Source organism: Sphingobacterium sp. WM, from assembly GCF_029542465.1.
GTDB lineage: Bacteria > Bacteroidota > Bacteroidia > Sphingobacteriales > Sphingobacteriaceae > Sphingobacterium > Sphingobacterium cellulitidis.
Map to the genome: position 1 here is coordinate 1539134 of NZ_CP120709.1, position 16633 is coordinate 1555766.

Consider the following 16633-nt stretch of genomic DNA (forward strand, 5'->3'; position numbering starts at 1 on the left):
TTTATGAATGATTACAAGAATTTAAAAGCTCAATCATCGACTTTTGATAGTTTGATCGATATAAGCAAAGAAAATGATGAAAGTCTAAATAATCTGTCTTTAGAAGCGAAGAGTTATCTATTACGGCATACATGGTGCAAGGATATCCTTTCTGGATGGTTAGCTGTTTATTGGGAGGAGATATTAGGGGTCTTTCTTTTTGAGATAGAACCGGCGGTGAGTGGTGTTGATAAGTATGTTTGGATTGTTGTTGGCGATATTCCTCCTGCATATATTGATGTAGAGAGTGGAGGAGATCCTCAAGGAGCGCTTGAAAGCTATGTGGCAATTATGCGAGATTGGGTTGATACTGTGCTTGATGGAGAATCGGTTGAAGATTGTTATCCGGTAGAGGTTCCTCCTACTAAAGAATACGCTGAAATGTTACAGGTTCGTTTAGATCTTTTAGATAACTTTATTTCGGAGGAACTAAAGTAGTTGTTTTTATATTTCATAACACCGCCCAATCTAATGAAGATTGGGCAGTGTTATTTATTGCACATATGTTTTCCTTGCCTTGTAATGGATCATGTACAAAAGCTGTGGACTAAGTAAAGGATCCAGTCCGCTCAAAATAATACTTTCATCACATCCTTGAATCATCAACAGGCATGAATTTCTTGATGCCTTTTAGAAACAAGCTCTTTCAAAAACACACTTTGCTTTCCCTCATTGTCCTAATCCAGCATAAGGCAAATAGCGCCATTGACATTGTTACAATTCCTGTTTCTCAATTAGTCCCATAACCGATCAATTTGTCAATCGTCATTTAGCAAATTCCGTCCAATAACAGCAGAAACCCAGCCCTCTTCATTGGATTTCAACACGGTTTATTGCGAAATCAAACGGCCTGCTCACCCACAGCTCAGCCGTACCTCATTCGAGACTCATTCGCAAAATTGTGGGTGAGGTGTGGGTAATGTCAAGCTGAGGTCCGAAGCAGGTCTATTTGAGTTCAAGATTTTTCTTTCTATTTTTAATAGTAAGTAGAGGAGGATTCAGTTTTTGGTCTGGACAATAAATATTATGCAAACCCTAAAGATAAAGTTGATTCGCTTGCAATTGAATTCCCAACAGAGTTTATATAAATAAATAATAAGCTGTCTTTCTGGCAGATTTCCGATACGCCAATCAATGTTGAAATTATTGCTATGCTTTCTAAATATAATCACATTGATTCTACTTATGTAAACGGTTTTAATGGAATAATTCCACCATATTTGGTTGATGACATGAAGAAATCCATACATTACTACTTTTGAAGGAACAACATTAGGAGATTCAAAAAAGTCAAAACTTCTATTGGTATCGGGTATTACAAACGGCTTAAACTGAAATGTGATTGATTATCTGGAGCGGTTAATGGCAATACCAAACCGCAGACTGATTGAGGAAAAGGAAAATCTGTCCCCGATCTGTTTAGTTCAGGCTTTTTTACTCTAGTATTACCTGAATCTTGTTCTTTACGAGGGACGCATCGAGCAGAGGCGAATACATGCTGCTTTTGGCCTTCTTCGAGCTGTTCGATATCCTATCCTTTCTACTATTCGGTGGTCGAAAGCTTTCCTTCTAGCCTCGCTAGCAAGATTGTTCAGCGTCACGTCCAGTGACGAAGCGATCTTCTTTGCTGCATCAAGGTAGAGTCTCATCACATTCATACCTGCTGATCATCTCCAGAAGAGAAGGATGGCATAATGAATATAAAAAAGACTTTAGATTCCTAAACTATCCCTGATCAAAGGAAAGATCGAAAGTTTAGAAAAGCGTTTGAACGAATTAGCGCAGGTTGGAACGGAAATTAAAGACTTGGTGGCATCAGCCCTAAAAAAAATTGCAAACATCGATAGAAGGTATGAAAACGGCAATATTGAAGAAAAACGAATAATAATTGGTTCGATGTTCCCTGAATTTTTGGTATTTGACGGTACACAACATCGAACCACAAAACTCAATTCAGCCATCCCACTTATCTATCAGAATAACAGCAAGTTACGAGTCAAAAAAAATGGGACAAATCTAAATTTTTTAGACTTGTCCCAAGAGGTGATCCTGTTGGGATTTGTTCAGCCCCGTATTCCCCGAACTCGACCCTGAACGAGGTAGTTGGCTCAGCCCCGCGTATCCCAAACACATACCCTGAACCTTCCAGAATCGAACCCAGGCGGGCTCTTCTTTCGAATCCAGCGGATACAAAACTTGAACCTTTTATTGGAAGATTTGAGGCGATTGAATAAGTTGAAAGTAGGTTTAATCCCAAAAGATTGACGTGAATTCCTATCGGCTTTTAAGTATAAAAGAATCTTCCTATGAATGTTTTCTTTGATGTTCCGTCACATAATATTACGGATCAGTCAGGCTATCTTGAACTTCGATCTAAAATATCAATGCTTTATTTGAATAGATACATTAGACAATTAATAAAATATACCCTCTCGCTTCATATGACAGAACTATATAGTACTGATACGCATATTAATGTACATTACGACTCTGATTGGTCTTCAGTAGCAAATCAAACAACAAAGTCCTCTGGCTTTATAGTTTTCGATAAAGATACGAAGGCGATTGTTGAGATTGCCAATACTATTGAGCACAAAGAAGCAAAGAGGGCAAGGAAAGTTGGAAGTGAGGGTAAAACATTTATACAAGAGCAATTGTCAAGCAAGTCAGTTGCAAGTTTTTACAAAACAATTGATGGAAAATATTCTTTACAATCATTCGATTTAGATACAGGTTCAAATATTTACGATATTAACCAGACTATTTAAAATAGAGTTTAGAAATTCATTCTATCTCCTTAAGGAATATGCTAAGAAAGGGTCGGGTCGAAATAATTGGATTGACCTACCTAAACCTATTTACTTAAGTACTCCGCAAAAGGATGAGGTATCATCTGGGGTTAAATCGATTTTACTATCACAAAAAGAGATTGAATTGTCAATGAATGAAACAAGTAAGTTTGACGATTACATAAACGGATTAGGTTTTCCAGAAATCTTTTTAATAACCTTTGACTGCTTTATTTTATGAGCTTTCCTATTACTCAAGAAAATTCTTTGGTAGATTTCTTCCTGCTCATTTGAAAAGCTTTTATTAGGCGTTTTAGTCATAGACAATATAGATTCAATCCTATCTTGAGGTACTGCCAGCATTTTCCAGAGCTTTAATTTGTAAATCCAAATTCTGGTCCTTAATGGAATCTATTGCATAACCTATCTTCATATTTTTTACATTAAACTTAAGTATAATAAACAGATGAAACTTTGATTAATGATACGAGTTATTGAAAATCTTTGTTTTCAATTTTATGTGTCAATTTGGATCTTTTTAAGAATCTCATTATTCCACCGTTTTTTAGGATTGTTGGGAGTCAGTGATTGTTGCGTGTTGTTGTAGTTTTTAGAAATACGATTAATGATAACAAATTATTAAAAAAATAAATATTATTAGTTCGTATATAAATGGTGTATATTTTAGCGAAAAAATTAAAATGAAAAGAACACGTTTCTTAACTTTTATGATGCTTGCCATTTTTGTAGTATCATGTCAAAAAAAGTCCATAGTGCCTGAAACAGAAAACGAAATCACAACATTCGGACAGATCTATGCGCTATTGACGAATGATATTACCGAAATACCTAAACTGAAAAGCAAGATTATTGCGCAGTATCCAAATAAAAATACAAATGGTGAAATTATAGAATTATTCAAGTTATATGGCTATTAATAATAAAAACAGAAGACTGGTGATATTCTTGTCGGTGGTGATTTTGTCACTCTGCACGGCTTCACAATGTAAAAAGCTTGAGTATTTTGAGTCGTTTAAAGGTATTGACAGGATTGAGGGATCTGAGGTAATGCTAACGCTTGTGCCCAGGAAGAAAGTATATGCTGTAGGTGACACGATCTCGATTGATGGAACAATTCTGGCGGAGAATTTAAAGTTGCCAGATTTTTCATGGTTAGTGAGCGATCTTTATATATCAGATTTCCGAGTCTTTTTTGTCGACAATCTTAATGTACATGCTAACGTATTTCACATCATAAATACTGAAAACTTACGGTTTCAACGATATTCTCAAGATAATCGAACTTATACCTTCAGGAAATCATACAGACTGGAAAAAGCGGGCAAGTTCCACATCGATTACGGCATCCATGGGAGCTTCGACAAGGATGAATACGGAAACAGGATATACAGTACATTACCTATAAGATTTTCCTCAGGAAAGAAGGATCCCCCGGGATACTGGACTGATGTTTTCATGTATTTTACGAACAACGACAAGACCTTTATAGAAATCGAAGTGGAGTAACAGGTTTTTACTTCCACATATTATCTGCAGCACCGGTAACAATATTGGTGTTGCAGATGTCGTATATCACACTTACCCAAATTGATCATGCCCAAATTGAATGGAATATTCAGCCGACTCGCTTTACTACTAATTTTGGCCGGATGTAAGCAAGATTCGCCCAAACCTATTGATCCGGTTAAAGAGGAACCAACTATTCTTGATTCTGTGAATATGCTCTTCAAGGATGTATATCTCTGGAATAATCTGATTGATCAATCTTTGGACGCAAATGCTTTTGAGAACAGAGCTGATTCGGAAAATTCTCTTCGCAGCTATATAGACGCCATGCCCACAGCCCAATCCGGAACATGCAATTACTCGAATCCCAGGCGGGCACAAAAAAAAATGCCTCACATTTCTGTGAGGCTTTTTTTGTGATCCCGCTGGGATTGGCTCAGCCCCTCAACCCCAAACACTCACCCTGAGCCTTCCAGAATCGAACCCAGGCCGGCCCTTCTTTCGAATCCTGCGGATACAAAAAAAAGCCTCAATCTGTGATTGAGGCTTTTTTTGTGATCCCGCTGGGATTGGCTCAGCCCCGCGCACCCCAAACACATACCCTGAGCCTTCCAGAATCGAACTCAGGCAAGCTCTTTTTTCGAATCCAGCGGATACAAAAAAAGCCTCACATTTCTGTGAAGCTTTTTTTGTGATCCCGCTGGGATTCGAACCCAGGACCCATACATTAAAAGTGTATTGCTCTACCAGCTGAGCTACGGAATCGTTGTTCTTTTATCGAGAACCCTTCGTTGTTTGAAGTGATGCAAAGGTAGAAAAATCCTTAATATGTGCCAAATCTTTTGAACTTAAATTTGTGTTTAATCAAATAAGTCGCTGTTTTTCAGTTTGAAAAAAATGAATAAAAAAATGGACTTCCCATTATCTCCGTATGGTTTTTTGTGTTTTTTGCGAAAATTTAGGAAAGCTTAACCTCCAAATACTTTTCAAACTTCAAGGATTTCCCTAAAATGAAATAAAAAATCTATCTAGCCGAATCGAGTTTTCTTCGGAGGGATTCCGAGTGCAACGAGGAATCTGTTTTTTTTACCCCCATGACCTTGTCATTGTGAGCAGCGCGAACAATCTATTTTCAATTTTCTGCTTCCAATTCCGTTTGGATAATAATATCCTTTTCAGAATTGTTCGTTTGAGAGGGATTCCGAGTTAAACGAGGAATCTGTTTTTTTTACCCCTATGACCTTGTCATTGTGAGCAACGCGAACAATCTATTTTCATTTTTTTTTCTTCCAATTCCGTTTGGATAATAATATCCTTTTCAGAATTCTTTGTTTGAGAGGGATTCCGAGTGCAGCGAGGAATCTGTTTTTTATCACCCCCATGACTTTGTCATTGTGAGCAGCGCGAACAATCTATTTTCAATTTACTTCTTTCAATTCCCTTTGAATAATAATATCCTTTTTCAGATTTCTTTCATCGGAGGGATTCCGAGTGCAGCGAGGAATCTGTTTTTTACAGCAATGAGCTTGTCATTGTGAGCAACGCGAACAATCTATTTTTAATTTTCTTCTTCCAATTCCGTTTGGATAATAAAATCCTTTTCAGATTTGTTCGTATTAGAGGGATTCCGAGTGCAACGAGGAATCTGTTTTTTGTACCCCATGACTTTGTCATTGTGAGCAGCGAGAACAATCTATTTTTAATCAGCTCATCCATTTTTAGAACCCTTCGGTTGGAACATTCTATTTCAACCATTTCTAGACCTTCGTTATTCACAATCTATTTTAATCAACTCATCCATTTTTAGAACCCTTCTGTTGGATTAATCTATTTCACCCATTTCCAGACCTCCGTTCTACACACTCATCTCAATCATCTCCTCCCTTTCAATTTCCCTTAGCCCTACACTCCCAATTCTACATTTACTCAACCTTACAACAGCCCAAACTATACCTTTCGCCTCACTTTCTTCTGAGTTCCTTCGGGCCTCGTTCGAAATTTTTCGAGAAAGGTCAGGAAAAAGTCCCCAGAAGGTCCGAAGGAGGTCCGGAGAAGGTCATAGTTTGAGCAGTATTCCTCCCGATTATGGATAAAATATAAGCCGGAAAAATAAATGGAAACAAAAAGTCGCATCTAAAACTCTGATGTCCTCTGGAAACAATAGAGGAAAAGGCAGAAATAAAAAGATTTTTAGAGAGAACTAAAATGACTTATAATTCCAAGAAATAAATGAAGAGAAAGCAGTACTGAAGTTATCAATTCAGGAACACTAAGTTTTAGCCCTTCTAAGCCTAGAATTTAGCTATTATCATCCTAGGGACTGCATTGATGTCATTGATGATGTCTACGGTCTTAAAACCTTTTTTGATCAGAAGGTTTTTGGTTTCTAGGGAAAGGTATTGATTGATTTCAAAATAGAGGGTTCCATCTTTTTTGAGATGTTGCAAGGCGAAGGATGAAATATAGTCGTAAAATAGGAGTGGAGCAGAATCCTCGACGAACAAAGCAGTATGCGGTTCAAATTGTAGGACATTGCGGTGCATTTCATATTTCTCCTCTTGGGTGATATAAGGTGGGTTGCTGACAATAATATCGAATTGTTCGCTGTCGAATACGAGGTTCCATTCTAAAATATCCAGGCAACGGAATTGAACGGCACATTGCATGTTTTCCGCATTGTTGCGGGCAATTTGAATGGCTTCAGCAGAAATGTCGACTGCAGTTACCTCAGCTTGATTAAGGTGTTTAGCCAGACTAATGGCAATACAGCCAGTGCCCGTACCAATATCGATAACTTCTAAGTTAGATGTGTTGATATGGTCTTGTATAATTAAATCAACCAATTCTTCCGTTTCAGGTCTTGGAATCAGGGTGTCTTCCGAAACAATAAATTCCATTCCGTAGAAGGGGGCTTTTTGAAGAATATGTTGAATTGGGCGGCCAGTTTGGAGTTGGGATAAAATAGCTTGGAAATCCTGCACTTGTTCGGTTGAAGGATTTTCCTGCAGTTTAAGACTGATTTGAAGTTTGGAATAGCCGAGGATATGTTCCGTAGAAATCTGAAAAATGCTGCGGATTTCATCTTGATCATAGATTGAAGCTAAATCTGCTAGAAATTGTTGTCTTAAGCTGCCCAGAGTTTCCATAAAGCAAAGGTAGCGAAAAAAATGCGTGGAGTATTTTTGAAAACGGCATTGGATGAGTGGCGATTTTGCTGTTGTCATGAAAGGGCAATCTCAATAATCAAACTAATCCCTATCTTTGAAACATGCATGAGCGTTATATGAAACGATGTTTGGAATTGGCTGTTTTAGGAGCAGGCAAAACCAGTCCGAATCCGATGGTCGGTTCGGTCATTGTCTGGAATAATGAGATTATTGGAGAAGGGTATACATCGCCTTATGGAGGGCCACATGCAGAAGTGAACGCTGTTCAATCCGTTATTGCCAAATATGGAGAGGAGCATGCGAGGCAGATGTTTTCGGAAAGTACCATCTATGTTAGCTTGGAGCCTTGTGCGCATTTTGGAAAAACTCCGCCTTGCGCAGATATGATCGTTGCGATGGGCTTCAAGAAGGCTGTAATAGCATGTTTGGATCCATTTGCCAAAGTAAATGGCTTAGGCTTGCAGAAATTGCAGGAGGGAGGAGTAGTTACTGAAGTAGGAGTGTTGGAAGAAGAAGCAAAATGGGTAAATCGTAGGTTTTTTACCAAGTTGAAGGAGTTTAGGCCTTATGTAATATTAAAATGGGCGGAGACTTCGGATGGTTATTTTGCGCCGGTTGAAGGGCAGCGCTGGATCAGTAACGCGGCGAGCAAGCAATTGGTTCATAAATGGCGTTCAGAAGAGGATGCTATCTTGGTTGGGAAGCGCACTGCGGAAATTGATAATCCCAGTTTGACGGTTCGGGAATGGGAAGGCAAGAATCCAAAGCGGGTCTTGATTGATAAGCAATTGGAACTGTCGGATAATTTGGCAATTTATGATGATTCAGCGGAGACCATTATTTTTAATGCGCTGAAAACAGATTGGCAGGGAAATCGGAAATATATAGAATTAGAGAATTTTGATCTCTATTTGCCACAGCAAATATTATATCAATTATACCTGATGGATATTCAGTCGATCATAATTGAAGGTGGGAAGAAGACCTTGGATTTATTTATTCAGGCTGGATTATGGGATGAAGCCCGGGTATTTGTGGGCAAAGAAGAATGGGCGGAAGGAATGAAGCCGCCTCAATTTGTTGGACAATTAAAAGAAAGCACCTTGGTCGGTTCTGATCGATTGAATATTTATATTCCCAATCCTTAAAACATAAAAAAAAGTATTCTTTAGCTAGTTACAGGCATGATGGAACATCATGCTGTTCAGAGATAATGGTTTCTAAATATTATCAATAGGTTAAATATAGTAATTGCAGATTAAATATATTTATATTTAATCATGCGAATAGCAGAGCATATATTACATTTTATTTGGCGTTTTCGATTGTTTAAGTCATTGGGGCTTAGCGGCAAGAATGGTGAGACGATTGAGGTTTTACATCCGGGGAACTACAATACCGATTCTGGACCGGACTTTTTACATGCACATTTACGAATCAATAATCAGGAATGGCACGGTCATATTGAGATCCATGTAGATTCCGGCGATTGGAATTTGCATAGGCATCATATGGACAAAGCCTATAATGCAGTGATTTTGCATGTGCTCTGGGAATGGAAGCAGGATTGTTTTTCAGAAGATGGGAGCAAATTGCCTTGTTTGGAGTTGAAGGATAGGGTAGATGCGGAACTTCTGGAGAATATTGATCAATTGTTACAAAATAATCATTGGTTGCCCTGTAGTTATGGTTTATCGGAGGTTCCGGAATTCCAAAAGTTGCAGGTGTTGAATAGAATGGGGGTGGAAAGGTTGGAGCATCGATACAAAATTGTGGTTTTGATGTTGAATTCCTACCGTGGGGATTGGGAGCGGGTATGCTTGGGCTTAATGGCAGCTGCATTTGGTGTCAAGGTGAATAAACAGTCTTTTTTGGATCTGAGCCAGATATTATCACTCAAGCTGATGCAAAAGTTTAAGAATAATGGAGATAGTATACAGGCCTTGTTTTTTGGTCAGGCAGGTTTCCTGAAGGTTTATAAGGGGGATGACGCCTATATTCTATGTTTGAAGGAGCGCTATGATTTTATGAAATCAAGTCATAAGTTGAATGAACTGTCTGCTTTTCAATGGAAGTTTATGCGGATGCGGCCTTATAATTTTCCGACCTTAAAGCTGGCACAAATGGCTGGGATGTACACTCTGTTCAGTTCCTGGTTTTCATTGATCACTTCGGCATTAAATCTTGAGGAATTGCGGGGATATTGTTCGGAAGTGATTATTCCGGTCTTTTGGAAGACGCATTTTCATTTGGAAAAAGAATCGGTGAATCATAATTGTGGGATTTCGGATCAATTCTTCCATCTGCTGGCAATCAACTGTTTTATCCCCTTGTTATTTTCTTATGGCCGTTATATTGGTAACCAAAGCTATATGGATCGGGCCGTCAATTGGCTGGAGGGATTAAAGCCGGAGGTGAATTCAGTTTGTAAACGCTATACGGCACATGGCATGTCCTTGTACAATGCATTGGAAACCCAAGCCGTGTTACATTTGCGGTCTGCCTATTGTAATTCCAAGCGTTGCTTAGAATGTGGTATTGGCTTATCTATCGTAAAGAGGAGTTAAGCTTTCAGGATTTCTGCGATTTCGAGGAATCCTTTTTGAGCTGCCAAGTCTGAAGCTGTCTGTCCGAGTTCATTCTTTTGGGCGATATTGGCTCCATGTTCCAATAATACAATGATCAAATCGATATTTCCTTCTTGTGCAGCGAGGTGCAGAGGGCTGATTCGGGATGATTGCAAGACATTGACTTCAGCACCGGCTTCGATCAACATTTTGGCGATATTATTTTGATTGTTACTCAATGCGGAATGCAATGGGAAAACCTGATAGCCGTTTTGAGATGATGAATTAGGGTTAGCACGGTTGCGAAGGAGGATTCTTACGATATCTTCTTTTCCAAAATGTGCTGCGATCCCCAGGGGATAGAATCCATGGGAAGATAATTCATTGATGACATCCGGTTTTTGATCGACCATAAACTGCACCTGTTCGGTCAGGCCGGCGGCGCAGGCTTCATGGATGGTAATGGATTTTATATATTTTAGGATGACCTGAACGATCTGTGTTTTTTGATAATAGCAGGCCAACAGGAGGGCTGAAATATCATGGCTGGTATTTTCCTTGATAAGTTCAGGGTTTTGGCTAAGTAATAAATCTAAATCTTGGTAGTTTCCGGTTTCTATATATTCTTCCAGTACTGTCAAACTCATAGTCCTAATTTTTCGTTACGAAATAAACAAAAAAAAGTTAAATTAAAGTTACTAATAGCCTAAATTTCTTTGTTTTCTTATAAAAATTTTTCCAATAATAAATGTAATCTATACAATTTTTTTTGTTCGGTTACGAACACTATTTAATTTTTGTAGCTAGTTGTCTACAAAATAGGAATTGTAGCAGGTAGTCTTATAACTTTTCTGATGATTTTTTTACTTTTGTAATGCCCTCCCCAAGGGCATGTTTTTCATAGGTAGATGTAGGGTCGAATTAATCTAATTCGACCCTTTTTTTCTTAGTTCTTCAGATTTAATTTCTAATTGGTAATTTTTTGACTTCAGGGTATTTGTTTAAACATCTAAAAATCATTGGAAAAACCCTGTTTTAGGTAGTCTGCGGGAAGTTTTATATGTTTGTAACATGAGGAAGAAAAAAATCGTTGTAGCCATCACTGGCGCGTCCGGATCCATCTATGCGAAGGTGTTAATGGATAAGCTTCAGCAGCTTTCAGATCAGATCGAGGCGGTAGGAGTCGTGATGTCCGACAATGCCAAGGATGTGTGGCGCTTTGAGCTGGATGACGATGGTTATAAGCAATATGACTTCCCCACTTACCAGAAAAATGACTTTATGGCGCCCTTTGCATCCGGTTCAGCAAAATATGATACCATGTTCGTAGTTCCGTGTTCCATGGGGACAATGGCCAGAATCGCGCATGGGATTTCCTCGGATTTGACTACACGTGCCGCGGATGTTATCCTGAAAGAGCGTCGCAAATTGATTTTGATTACTCGGGAGACTCCTTTAAGTAGCATACATATCCAGAATATGGCGCTGATAACCGAGGCAGGTGGTATTATTTGTCCGGCATCGCCCTCATTTTATAGTCGTCCACAAACATTTGAAGAGCTTGCAGCGACAGTGATTGATCGCGCATTAGATATTGCAGGCTTTGAACTCGACAGTTTTCGTTGGGGGAAAGAATAGCATAGACTTCCATACGCAAGCTGAAGATTGAGTAAGCAGATTCAGTGTCAAAAGAACGATTCCTAAAAATATTATTACAGTATTCACTGAATTTTGTACTTTTGTTTTTTAATGAAACAGCTGTTAACATCTTCGAATAAGGAGTTTTTATACTTGAAGAAGGTTTTTGAAAATGCTCATTGGAAAAGAACCTATGATTGGCTGGCTGGTTTTCACAAACTAAACAATTGCGTTCAGCACAATTTTTTGATTTTCAATTCAATTCATGGCTACAATATTAATTAATTCTGCGACTTTGGTTTCGGCAGGACACCCACTGCATATGTCTACGGTTGATGTACTTGTGAAAAATGGCAAGATTGAACAGCTTGCTAAGCAAATCAAGTCAGAAGACAAGAAGATTCAGGTAATCGATGGGAAAGGCTCTTTTCTTTCGGTTGGCTTTTTTGACCTCAATGTAAATTTCGGGGAACCGGGATATGAGACCAAGGAGGATATTCAGACGGGTACTGCAGCAGCAGCGGCAGGAGGATTCACAGCAGTAGCTGTACAACCCAATACCAATCCGCCTATCCATAGTCGTTCGGAAGTAGCATTGATCGTTAATTCGGCGAAAGGAAATCTAGTGGATGTTTTTCCCGTTGGAACAGTCAGTAAAAAGCGCGAAGGCAATGAGCTTGCTGAGCTCTATGATATGAAGATCACTGGAGCGGTAGCTTATAGCGATGGAACACATAGCATTCAACAGGCAGGATTGATGTCTCGAGCATTATTATATGCAAAAGGATTTGGTGGCTTGATTATGGCATTTCCGGAGGATGATTCCATTGCTGCAGATTCCAAGATGAATGAAGGCGAGGTCAGCACCTATTTGGGAATGAAAGGTATTCCAAATCTTGCTGAATCCGTGATGATTTCCAGAGACCTGTTCTTAGCAGAATATAATGAGGCGCCTATCCACTTCAGTACCATTTCAACAGAAGAGGCCGTGGACTTGATCAAGAAGGCAAAAAGCAAGGGTATCAAGGTAACCTGTGATGTAGCTGCGCATAACTTAGTGTTTACAGATGAGGATGTTAAAGGTTTTGATAGCCACTATAAAGTAAGTCCGCCACTACGTACCAAGAAAGATGTAAAAGCATTGATCAAGGGTTTGAAGGATGGGGTAATCGATGCGGTTGTTTCCCAGCACACGCCACAAGAAATTGAATTCAAACAAGTGGAGTTTCAGATTGCGAAGAATGGAATCATTGCTTCTCAGACTGTGTTACCATTATTGTTGAAGGCAGGGTTGACAGTAGAGCAAATTGTAGAGAAGTTGTCGATCAATCCTCGAAAAATCCTTGGATTGGAAGTTCCAGTGATTGAAGAAGGCGCGGAAGCAAATTTATTGTTGTTTAGTCCAACGAAAAAATGGATATTTGATAGAGACAGCAATAAATCTAAATCGGCAAATAGTCCATTATTTGGACAAGAATTAACGGGTCAGGTTTTGGCTGTAATTAATAATAATAAATTGCACATCAATTAATTATGATATGGATACTAAAGTAAAAAAAGCTCTAGAAGCTGCTGTAAATAATTATGCTACAATCGAGCAAATTGATGGTCAATCCATTCTTCCAGGATTAGCTTCAGCTTTTGAATTAGAAGCACCATTCATGGAGAAGGTGGATGCTATGGATAGCGTTTTTGATGATAATCAACGATTTGAAGAACTTCGTGAATACGCATTTGATTTACTGATGATCAATTTCTTCGCGGAGGATGTTCAAAAACTGGAAGAGGATTATTTGGATTCCGAGGAGTGGGAAGCTATTGAAGAGGAGACATTGGATCGTGGTTCAGAGTTATTGAATATTCTATTGTACCTACGTGAATGTGCTGACGATGATGTAGAACCTTCATTGGATGACTTCTTAAAAGAGTTTTTATTGGTCGAGGAAGATGAGTTTCAGGATGAATATAGAATTTATGAGAAGGTAATTGCCAATCAGATCTTGGTGGAGAGCAGTTATCCTGAGATTTCAAAAATTGCGAAGGGTCTTTCAGAAGATGATGAGTTACAGGACCTGTTTTATCCATTGGTATCCTTTTTTAATGAACAAAATCCTAATGCTGAGCAATTGGAAGCCTATGCTGAGGCAGCTCCCAACAAAGCATTGGATCTTGCCCTATTGCAACTAATCATAAACTATAACTCATAAATCATGGATGCTATCAACCCTTCAAATGATGTAAAGAAAAAAGCCATTATCAATGGTGTTATTTTAGGAGTAATTTCTATTATTCTTTCCATTATTTCACTTTATTTCTCGAAAACTTCGACGTCCATCGTGACATCAACCATTTTAAACATTGTGGTAAATTATGTTGTTTTTATAGCGATCGCAGTGTTTTTTGTATTGCAATTAAGAAAAGCTAACGGTGGGTATTGGGATTTTTCCACTGCCTTAAAGAATATCTTCATCATGTTGGCAATCACTGCAACGATTGGTTTAATCGGCATAACAGTTTTCAATGTGATCAATCCGGATTTTCAGCGGGAAGCCATTGAGAATACGCAAAATCTGACGATTGAGATGATGGAAGCTAGTAATCAATCGGATGAACAAATTGATGCGACATTAGAATTATTGGATCAACAAAAAGAGGCTTTGGGTTCCATGTCTATTGGTCAAACCTTGAAAGGCCTTGCAATTTCCTTATTATTATATTTTGTGTTAGCATTGATTTTTGCTGCAATTTTCAGGAAAGAGAAGCCCATGTTTAAGACAGCAAGTCCAGCGGGTGATGCACATCCTTGGCAGAGTAATGAAAACAACGACAATAACGCATAATAAACGCTAACGTTTATATGATAAAGGTATCATCCAAAAATGATACCTTTGTTCTTTATTAATTATGGACATTTCAGTAGTAATACCATTATACAACGAGGAAGAATCACTTCCTGAATTGAGTGCTTGGATCAAGCGCGTCATGGATGCCAATAACTTCTCTTATGAGATTGTTATGGTAGATGATGGCAGTAAGGATAATTCTTGGAAGGTCATCAAGTCCTTAAAGGCACAGGATGAACATATTATTGGGATTCGTTTTCGTAGGAACTATGGAAAATCAGCGGCTTTAAATGTTGGTTTTGCAGCGGCGGAAGGCGATGTTGTGATCACGATGGATGCGGACTTGCAAGATAGCCCTGATGAGATTCCGGAATTATACGACCGGATCAAGAATCAAGGAGCTGACTTGGTGTCTGGATGGAAGAAAAAGCGTTATGATCCCTTAACCAAGACTATTCCTACCAAACTGTTCAATTCGGCGACACGTAGCATGTCGGGCATTGACAATCTACATGACTTTAATTGTGGATTGAAGGCTTATAAGAAGGATGTGGTCAAGAGTATTGAGGTATACGGTGAAATGCATCGTTATATTCCAGTATTGGCGAAGTGGGCAGGATTCAGTCAAATCCAAGAACAGGTTGTTCAGCATTATCCTAGGAAATATGGTACTACAAAATTTGGTCCGGGTCGTTTCGTAAAAGGCTTCCTTGACTTAATGTCTATTTTCTTTGTTGGGAAGTTTGCCAAACGTCCGATGCACTTTTTCGGTCCATTGGGAGTAATCAGCTTTTTGTTAGGATTCTTTATTACCATCTGGTTGATTTGCGAAAAGTTGATGAGCATTGCCAATGGTACAGAGTATAGAAATGTAACGGATCAACCTTTGTTCTACTTATCATTGGTAGCCATCCTAATAGGATCACAATTATTTTTGACAGGATTTGTGGCGGAGCTCGTTTCTAGAAACGGTTCTGATCGAAATAAATACCATGTAGACGAAGTCATCTAATATGTTTTTTTCCATCATTGTTCCGCTCTATAATAGACCAGTAGAAATCAAGGAAATGCTGACCTCATTGTTGGATCAGGATTACAAGGATTTTGAGGTTATCATCGTAGAAGATGGTTCAAAGAATAAATCAGAACATATTGTAGATAAGTTCAAAGATAAGCTTGATATACAGTATTTCTTTAAGGAGAATGAAGGTCAGGGATTCGCTAGGAACTACGGTTTTGAACGTGCGAAAGGGGATTATTTTATCGTCTTTGATTCCGACATCATTGTACCGGTTGATTACCTGAACAAAGTGCTGGAAGGCATTAAGAAGGATCACTGGGATGCCTTTGGCGGTCCGGATGCAGCACATGAATCATTTACACCTATTCAGAAGGCCATAAGTTATTCCATGACTTCTCCATTTACCACAGGAGGGATTCGTGGCAATAAAAAGCATGTTGGTCAATTCCATCCCCGGAGTTTTAATTTAGGAATTTCAAGGGAGGTCTGGGAAAAAACCGGCGGTTTCAAATTATCCAGACGATCGGAAGATATTGAATTCAGTATTCGGATGATAAATTCCGGGTTTAAGGTAGGTTTAATACCAGATGCCTTTGTTTACCATAAACGTCGAACCAGTTTTAGTCAATTCTATAAACAGACCTATAATTTTGGAAAGGGAAGAATTGATATCTATTGTTTATATCCTAAGGAATTAAAGCCTGTTCATGCCTTACCAGCAGTATTTGTATTGGGTTTGATAGGTTTGCTCATGATCAATGTGATCAACTTATTGACCATGGACGAAATTTATTTCTTGCATATTTTGGGTTTATTGGGCAATTTATTCTTGCTAATCTATACGGGATTATTATTCTTGCATGCCTTGGTCAGTACGAAGAGCTTAAAGGTGGCGATATTATCTGTTGTAGCGGCTTTTACCCAATTGATTGCATACGGTTCAGGCTTTTTGAGTCAATATGCACATAAATTTATTACGGATAAAAAGGGGCCAAAGAATTGATAAATTCCTTGTGCTTTCTTAAATTGTGATGAGGAGAAA

15 protein-coding genes and 1 tRNA gene are annotated in these 16633 nt (G+C 38.6%); 13 read left to right on the forward strand and 3 right to left on the reverse strand.

Annotated elements, in window-relative coordinates; all coding sequences use genetic code 11:
• Positions 1-3: 3 nt before the first annotated feature.
• From PZ892_RS06590 to PZ892_RS06610, 5 genes are all read left to right on the forward strand, one after another.
• Positions 4-477 carry a hypothetical protein gene (locus tag PZ892_RS06590; RefSeq protein ID WP_277712541.1) on the forward strand — a complete coding sequence of 158 codons (474 nt, stop codon included), beginning with the start codon at positions 4-6 and terminating at the stop codon, positions 475-477.
• Positions 478-1806: 1329 nt separating this feature from the next.
• The gene (locus tag PZ892_RS06595; RefSeq protein ID WP_277712542.1) at positions 1807-2133 is read left to right on the forward strand and encodes a hypothetical protein; all 327 of its coding nucleotides are present in this window, start codon (positions 1807-1809) and stop codon (positions 2131-2133) included.
• A 212-nt stretch (positions 2134-2345) separates the two neighbouring features.
• Positions 2346-2807 (forward strand): hypothetical protein, encoded by a 462-nt coding sequence (locus PZ892_RS06600; protein WP_277712543.1) that lies wholly within the window; start codon positions 2346-2348, stop codon positions 2805-2807.
• A 722-nt stretch (positions 2808-3529) separates the two neighbouring features.
• Positions 3530-3766 (forward strand): hypothetical protein, encoded by a 237-nt coding sequence (locus PZ892_RS06605; protein ID WP_277712544.1) that lies wholly within the window; start codon positions 3530-3532, stop codon positions 3764-3766.
• 142 nt (positions 3767-3908) lie between these two features.
• On the forward strand, positions 3909-4355 hold the full coding sequence (locus PZ892_RS06610; protein WP_277712545.1) for a hypothetical protein: 447 nt from the start codon (positions 3909-3911) through the stop codon (positions 4353-4355).
• A 692-nt stretch (positions 4356-5047) separates the two neighbouring features.
• Here the strand turns inward: PZ892_RS06610 and PZ892_RS06615 are convergent.
• A tRNA-Lys gene (locus PZ892_RS06615) sits at positions 5048-5120 on the reverse strand.
• Positions 5121-6646: 1526 nt separating this feature from the next.
• The gene (gene prmC, locus PZ892_RS06620) at positions 6647-7501 is read right to left on the reverse strand and encodes a peptide chain release factor N(5)-glutamine methyltransferase (RefSeq protein WP_277712546.1); all 855 of its coding nucleotides are present in this window, start codon (positions 7499-7501) and stop codon (positions 6647-6649) included.
• 122 nt (positions 7502-7623) lie between these two features.
• On the opposite strand from prmC, the gene ribD reads away from it, so the two are divergent.
• The gene (gene ribD, locus PZ892_RS06625) at positions 7624-8670 is read left to right on the forward strand and encodes a bifunctional diaminohydroxyphosphoribosylaminopyrimidine deaminase/5-amino-6-(5-phosphoribosylamino)uracil reductase RibD (protein ID WP_277712547.1); all 1047 of its coding nucleotides are present in this window, start codon (positions 7624-7626) and stop codon (positions 8668-8670) included.
• Between the two features lie 132 nt (positions 8671-8802).
• Positions 8803-10089 (forward strand): DUF2851 family protein, encoded by a 1287-nt coding sequence (locus tag PZ892_RS06630; protein WP_277712548.1) that lies wholly within the window; start codon positions 8803-8805, stop codon positions 10087-10089.
• Here the strand turns inward: PZ892_RS06630 and PZ892_RS06635 are convergent.
• Positions 10086-10736: an ankyrin repeat domain-containing protein gene (locus PZ892_RS06635; protein WP_094256996.1), complete on the reverse strand. Its 651-nt coding sequence runs from the start codon at positions 10734-10736 to the stop codon at positions 10086-10088. The genes PZ892_RS06630 and PZ892_RS06635 overlap by 4 nt on opposite strands.
• A 424-nt stretch (positions 10737-11160) precedes the next feature.
• On the opposite strand from PZ892_RS06635, the gene PZ892_RS06640 reads away from it, so the two are divergent.
• The 6 genes from PZ892_RS06640 to PZ892_RS06665 all read left to right on the forward strand — a co-directional run bounded on the left by PZ892_RS06640 (position 11161) and on the right by PZ892_RS06665 (position 16594).
• Entirely contained in the window at positions 11161-11727 is a 567-nt protein-coding gene (locus PZ892_RS06640) for a UbiX family flavin prenyltransferase (protein WP_277712549.1), read from the forward strand.
• Between the two features lie 265 nt (positions 11728-11992).
• The gene (locus PZ892_RS06645; protein ID WP_277712550.1) at positions 11993-13258 is read left to right on the forward strand and encodes a dihydroorotase; all 1266 of its coding nucleotides are present in this window, start codon (positions 11993-11995) and stop codon (positions 13256-13258) included.
• 7 nt (positions 13259-13265) lie between these two features.
• Positions 13266-13934, forward strand: coding sequence for a hypothetical protein (locus PZ892_RS06650; protein WP_277712551.1), 669 nt, complete (start codon positions 13266-13268; stop codon positions 13932-13934).
• 3 nt (positions 13935-13937) lie between these two features.
• Positions 13938-14567 (forward strand): DUF4199 domain-containing protein, encoded by a 630-nt coding sequence (locus PZ892_RS06655; RefSeq protein ID WP_182498822.1) that lies wholly within the window; start codon positions 13938-13940, stop codon positions 14565-14567.
• Positions 14568-14631: 64 nt separating this feature from the next.
• Positions 14632-15582 (forward strand): glycosyltransferase family 2 protein, encoded by a 951-nt coding sequence (locus tag PZ892_RS06660; RefSeq protein ID WP_094281406.1) that lies wholly within the window; start codon positions 14632-14634, stop codon positions 15580-15582.
• Between the two features lies 1 nt (position 15583).
• Positions 15584-16594: a glycosyltransferase gene (locus tag PZ892_RS06665; RefSeq protein WP_277712552.1), complete on the forward strand. Its 1011-nt coding sequence runs from the start codon at positions 15584-15586 to the stop codon at positions 16592-16594.
• Positions 16595-16633: the final 39 nt, after the last annotated feature.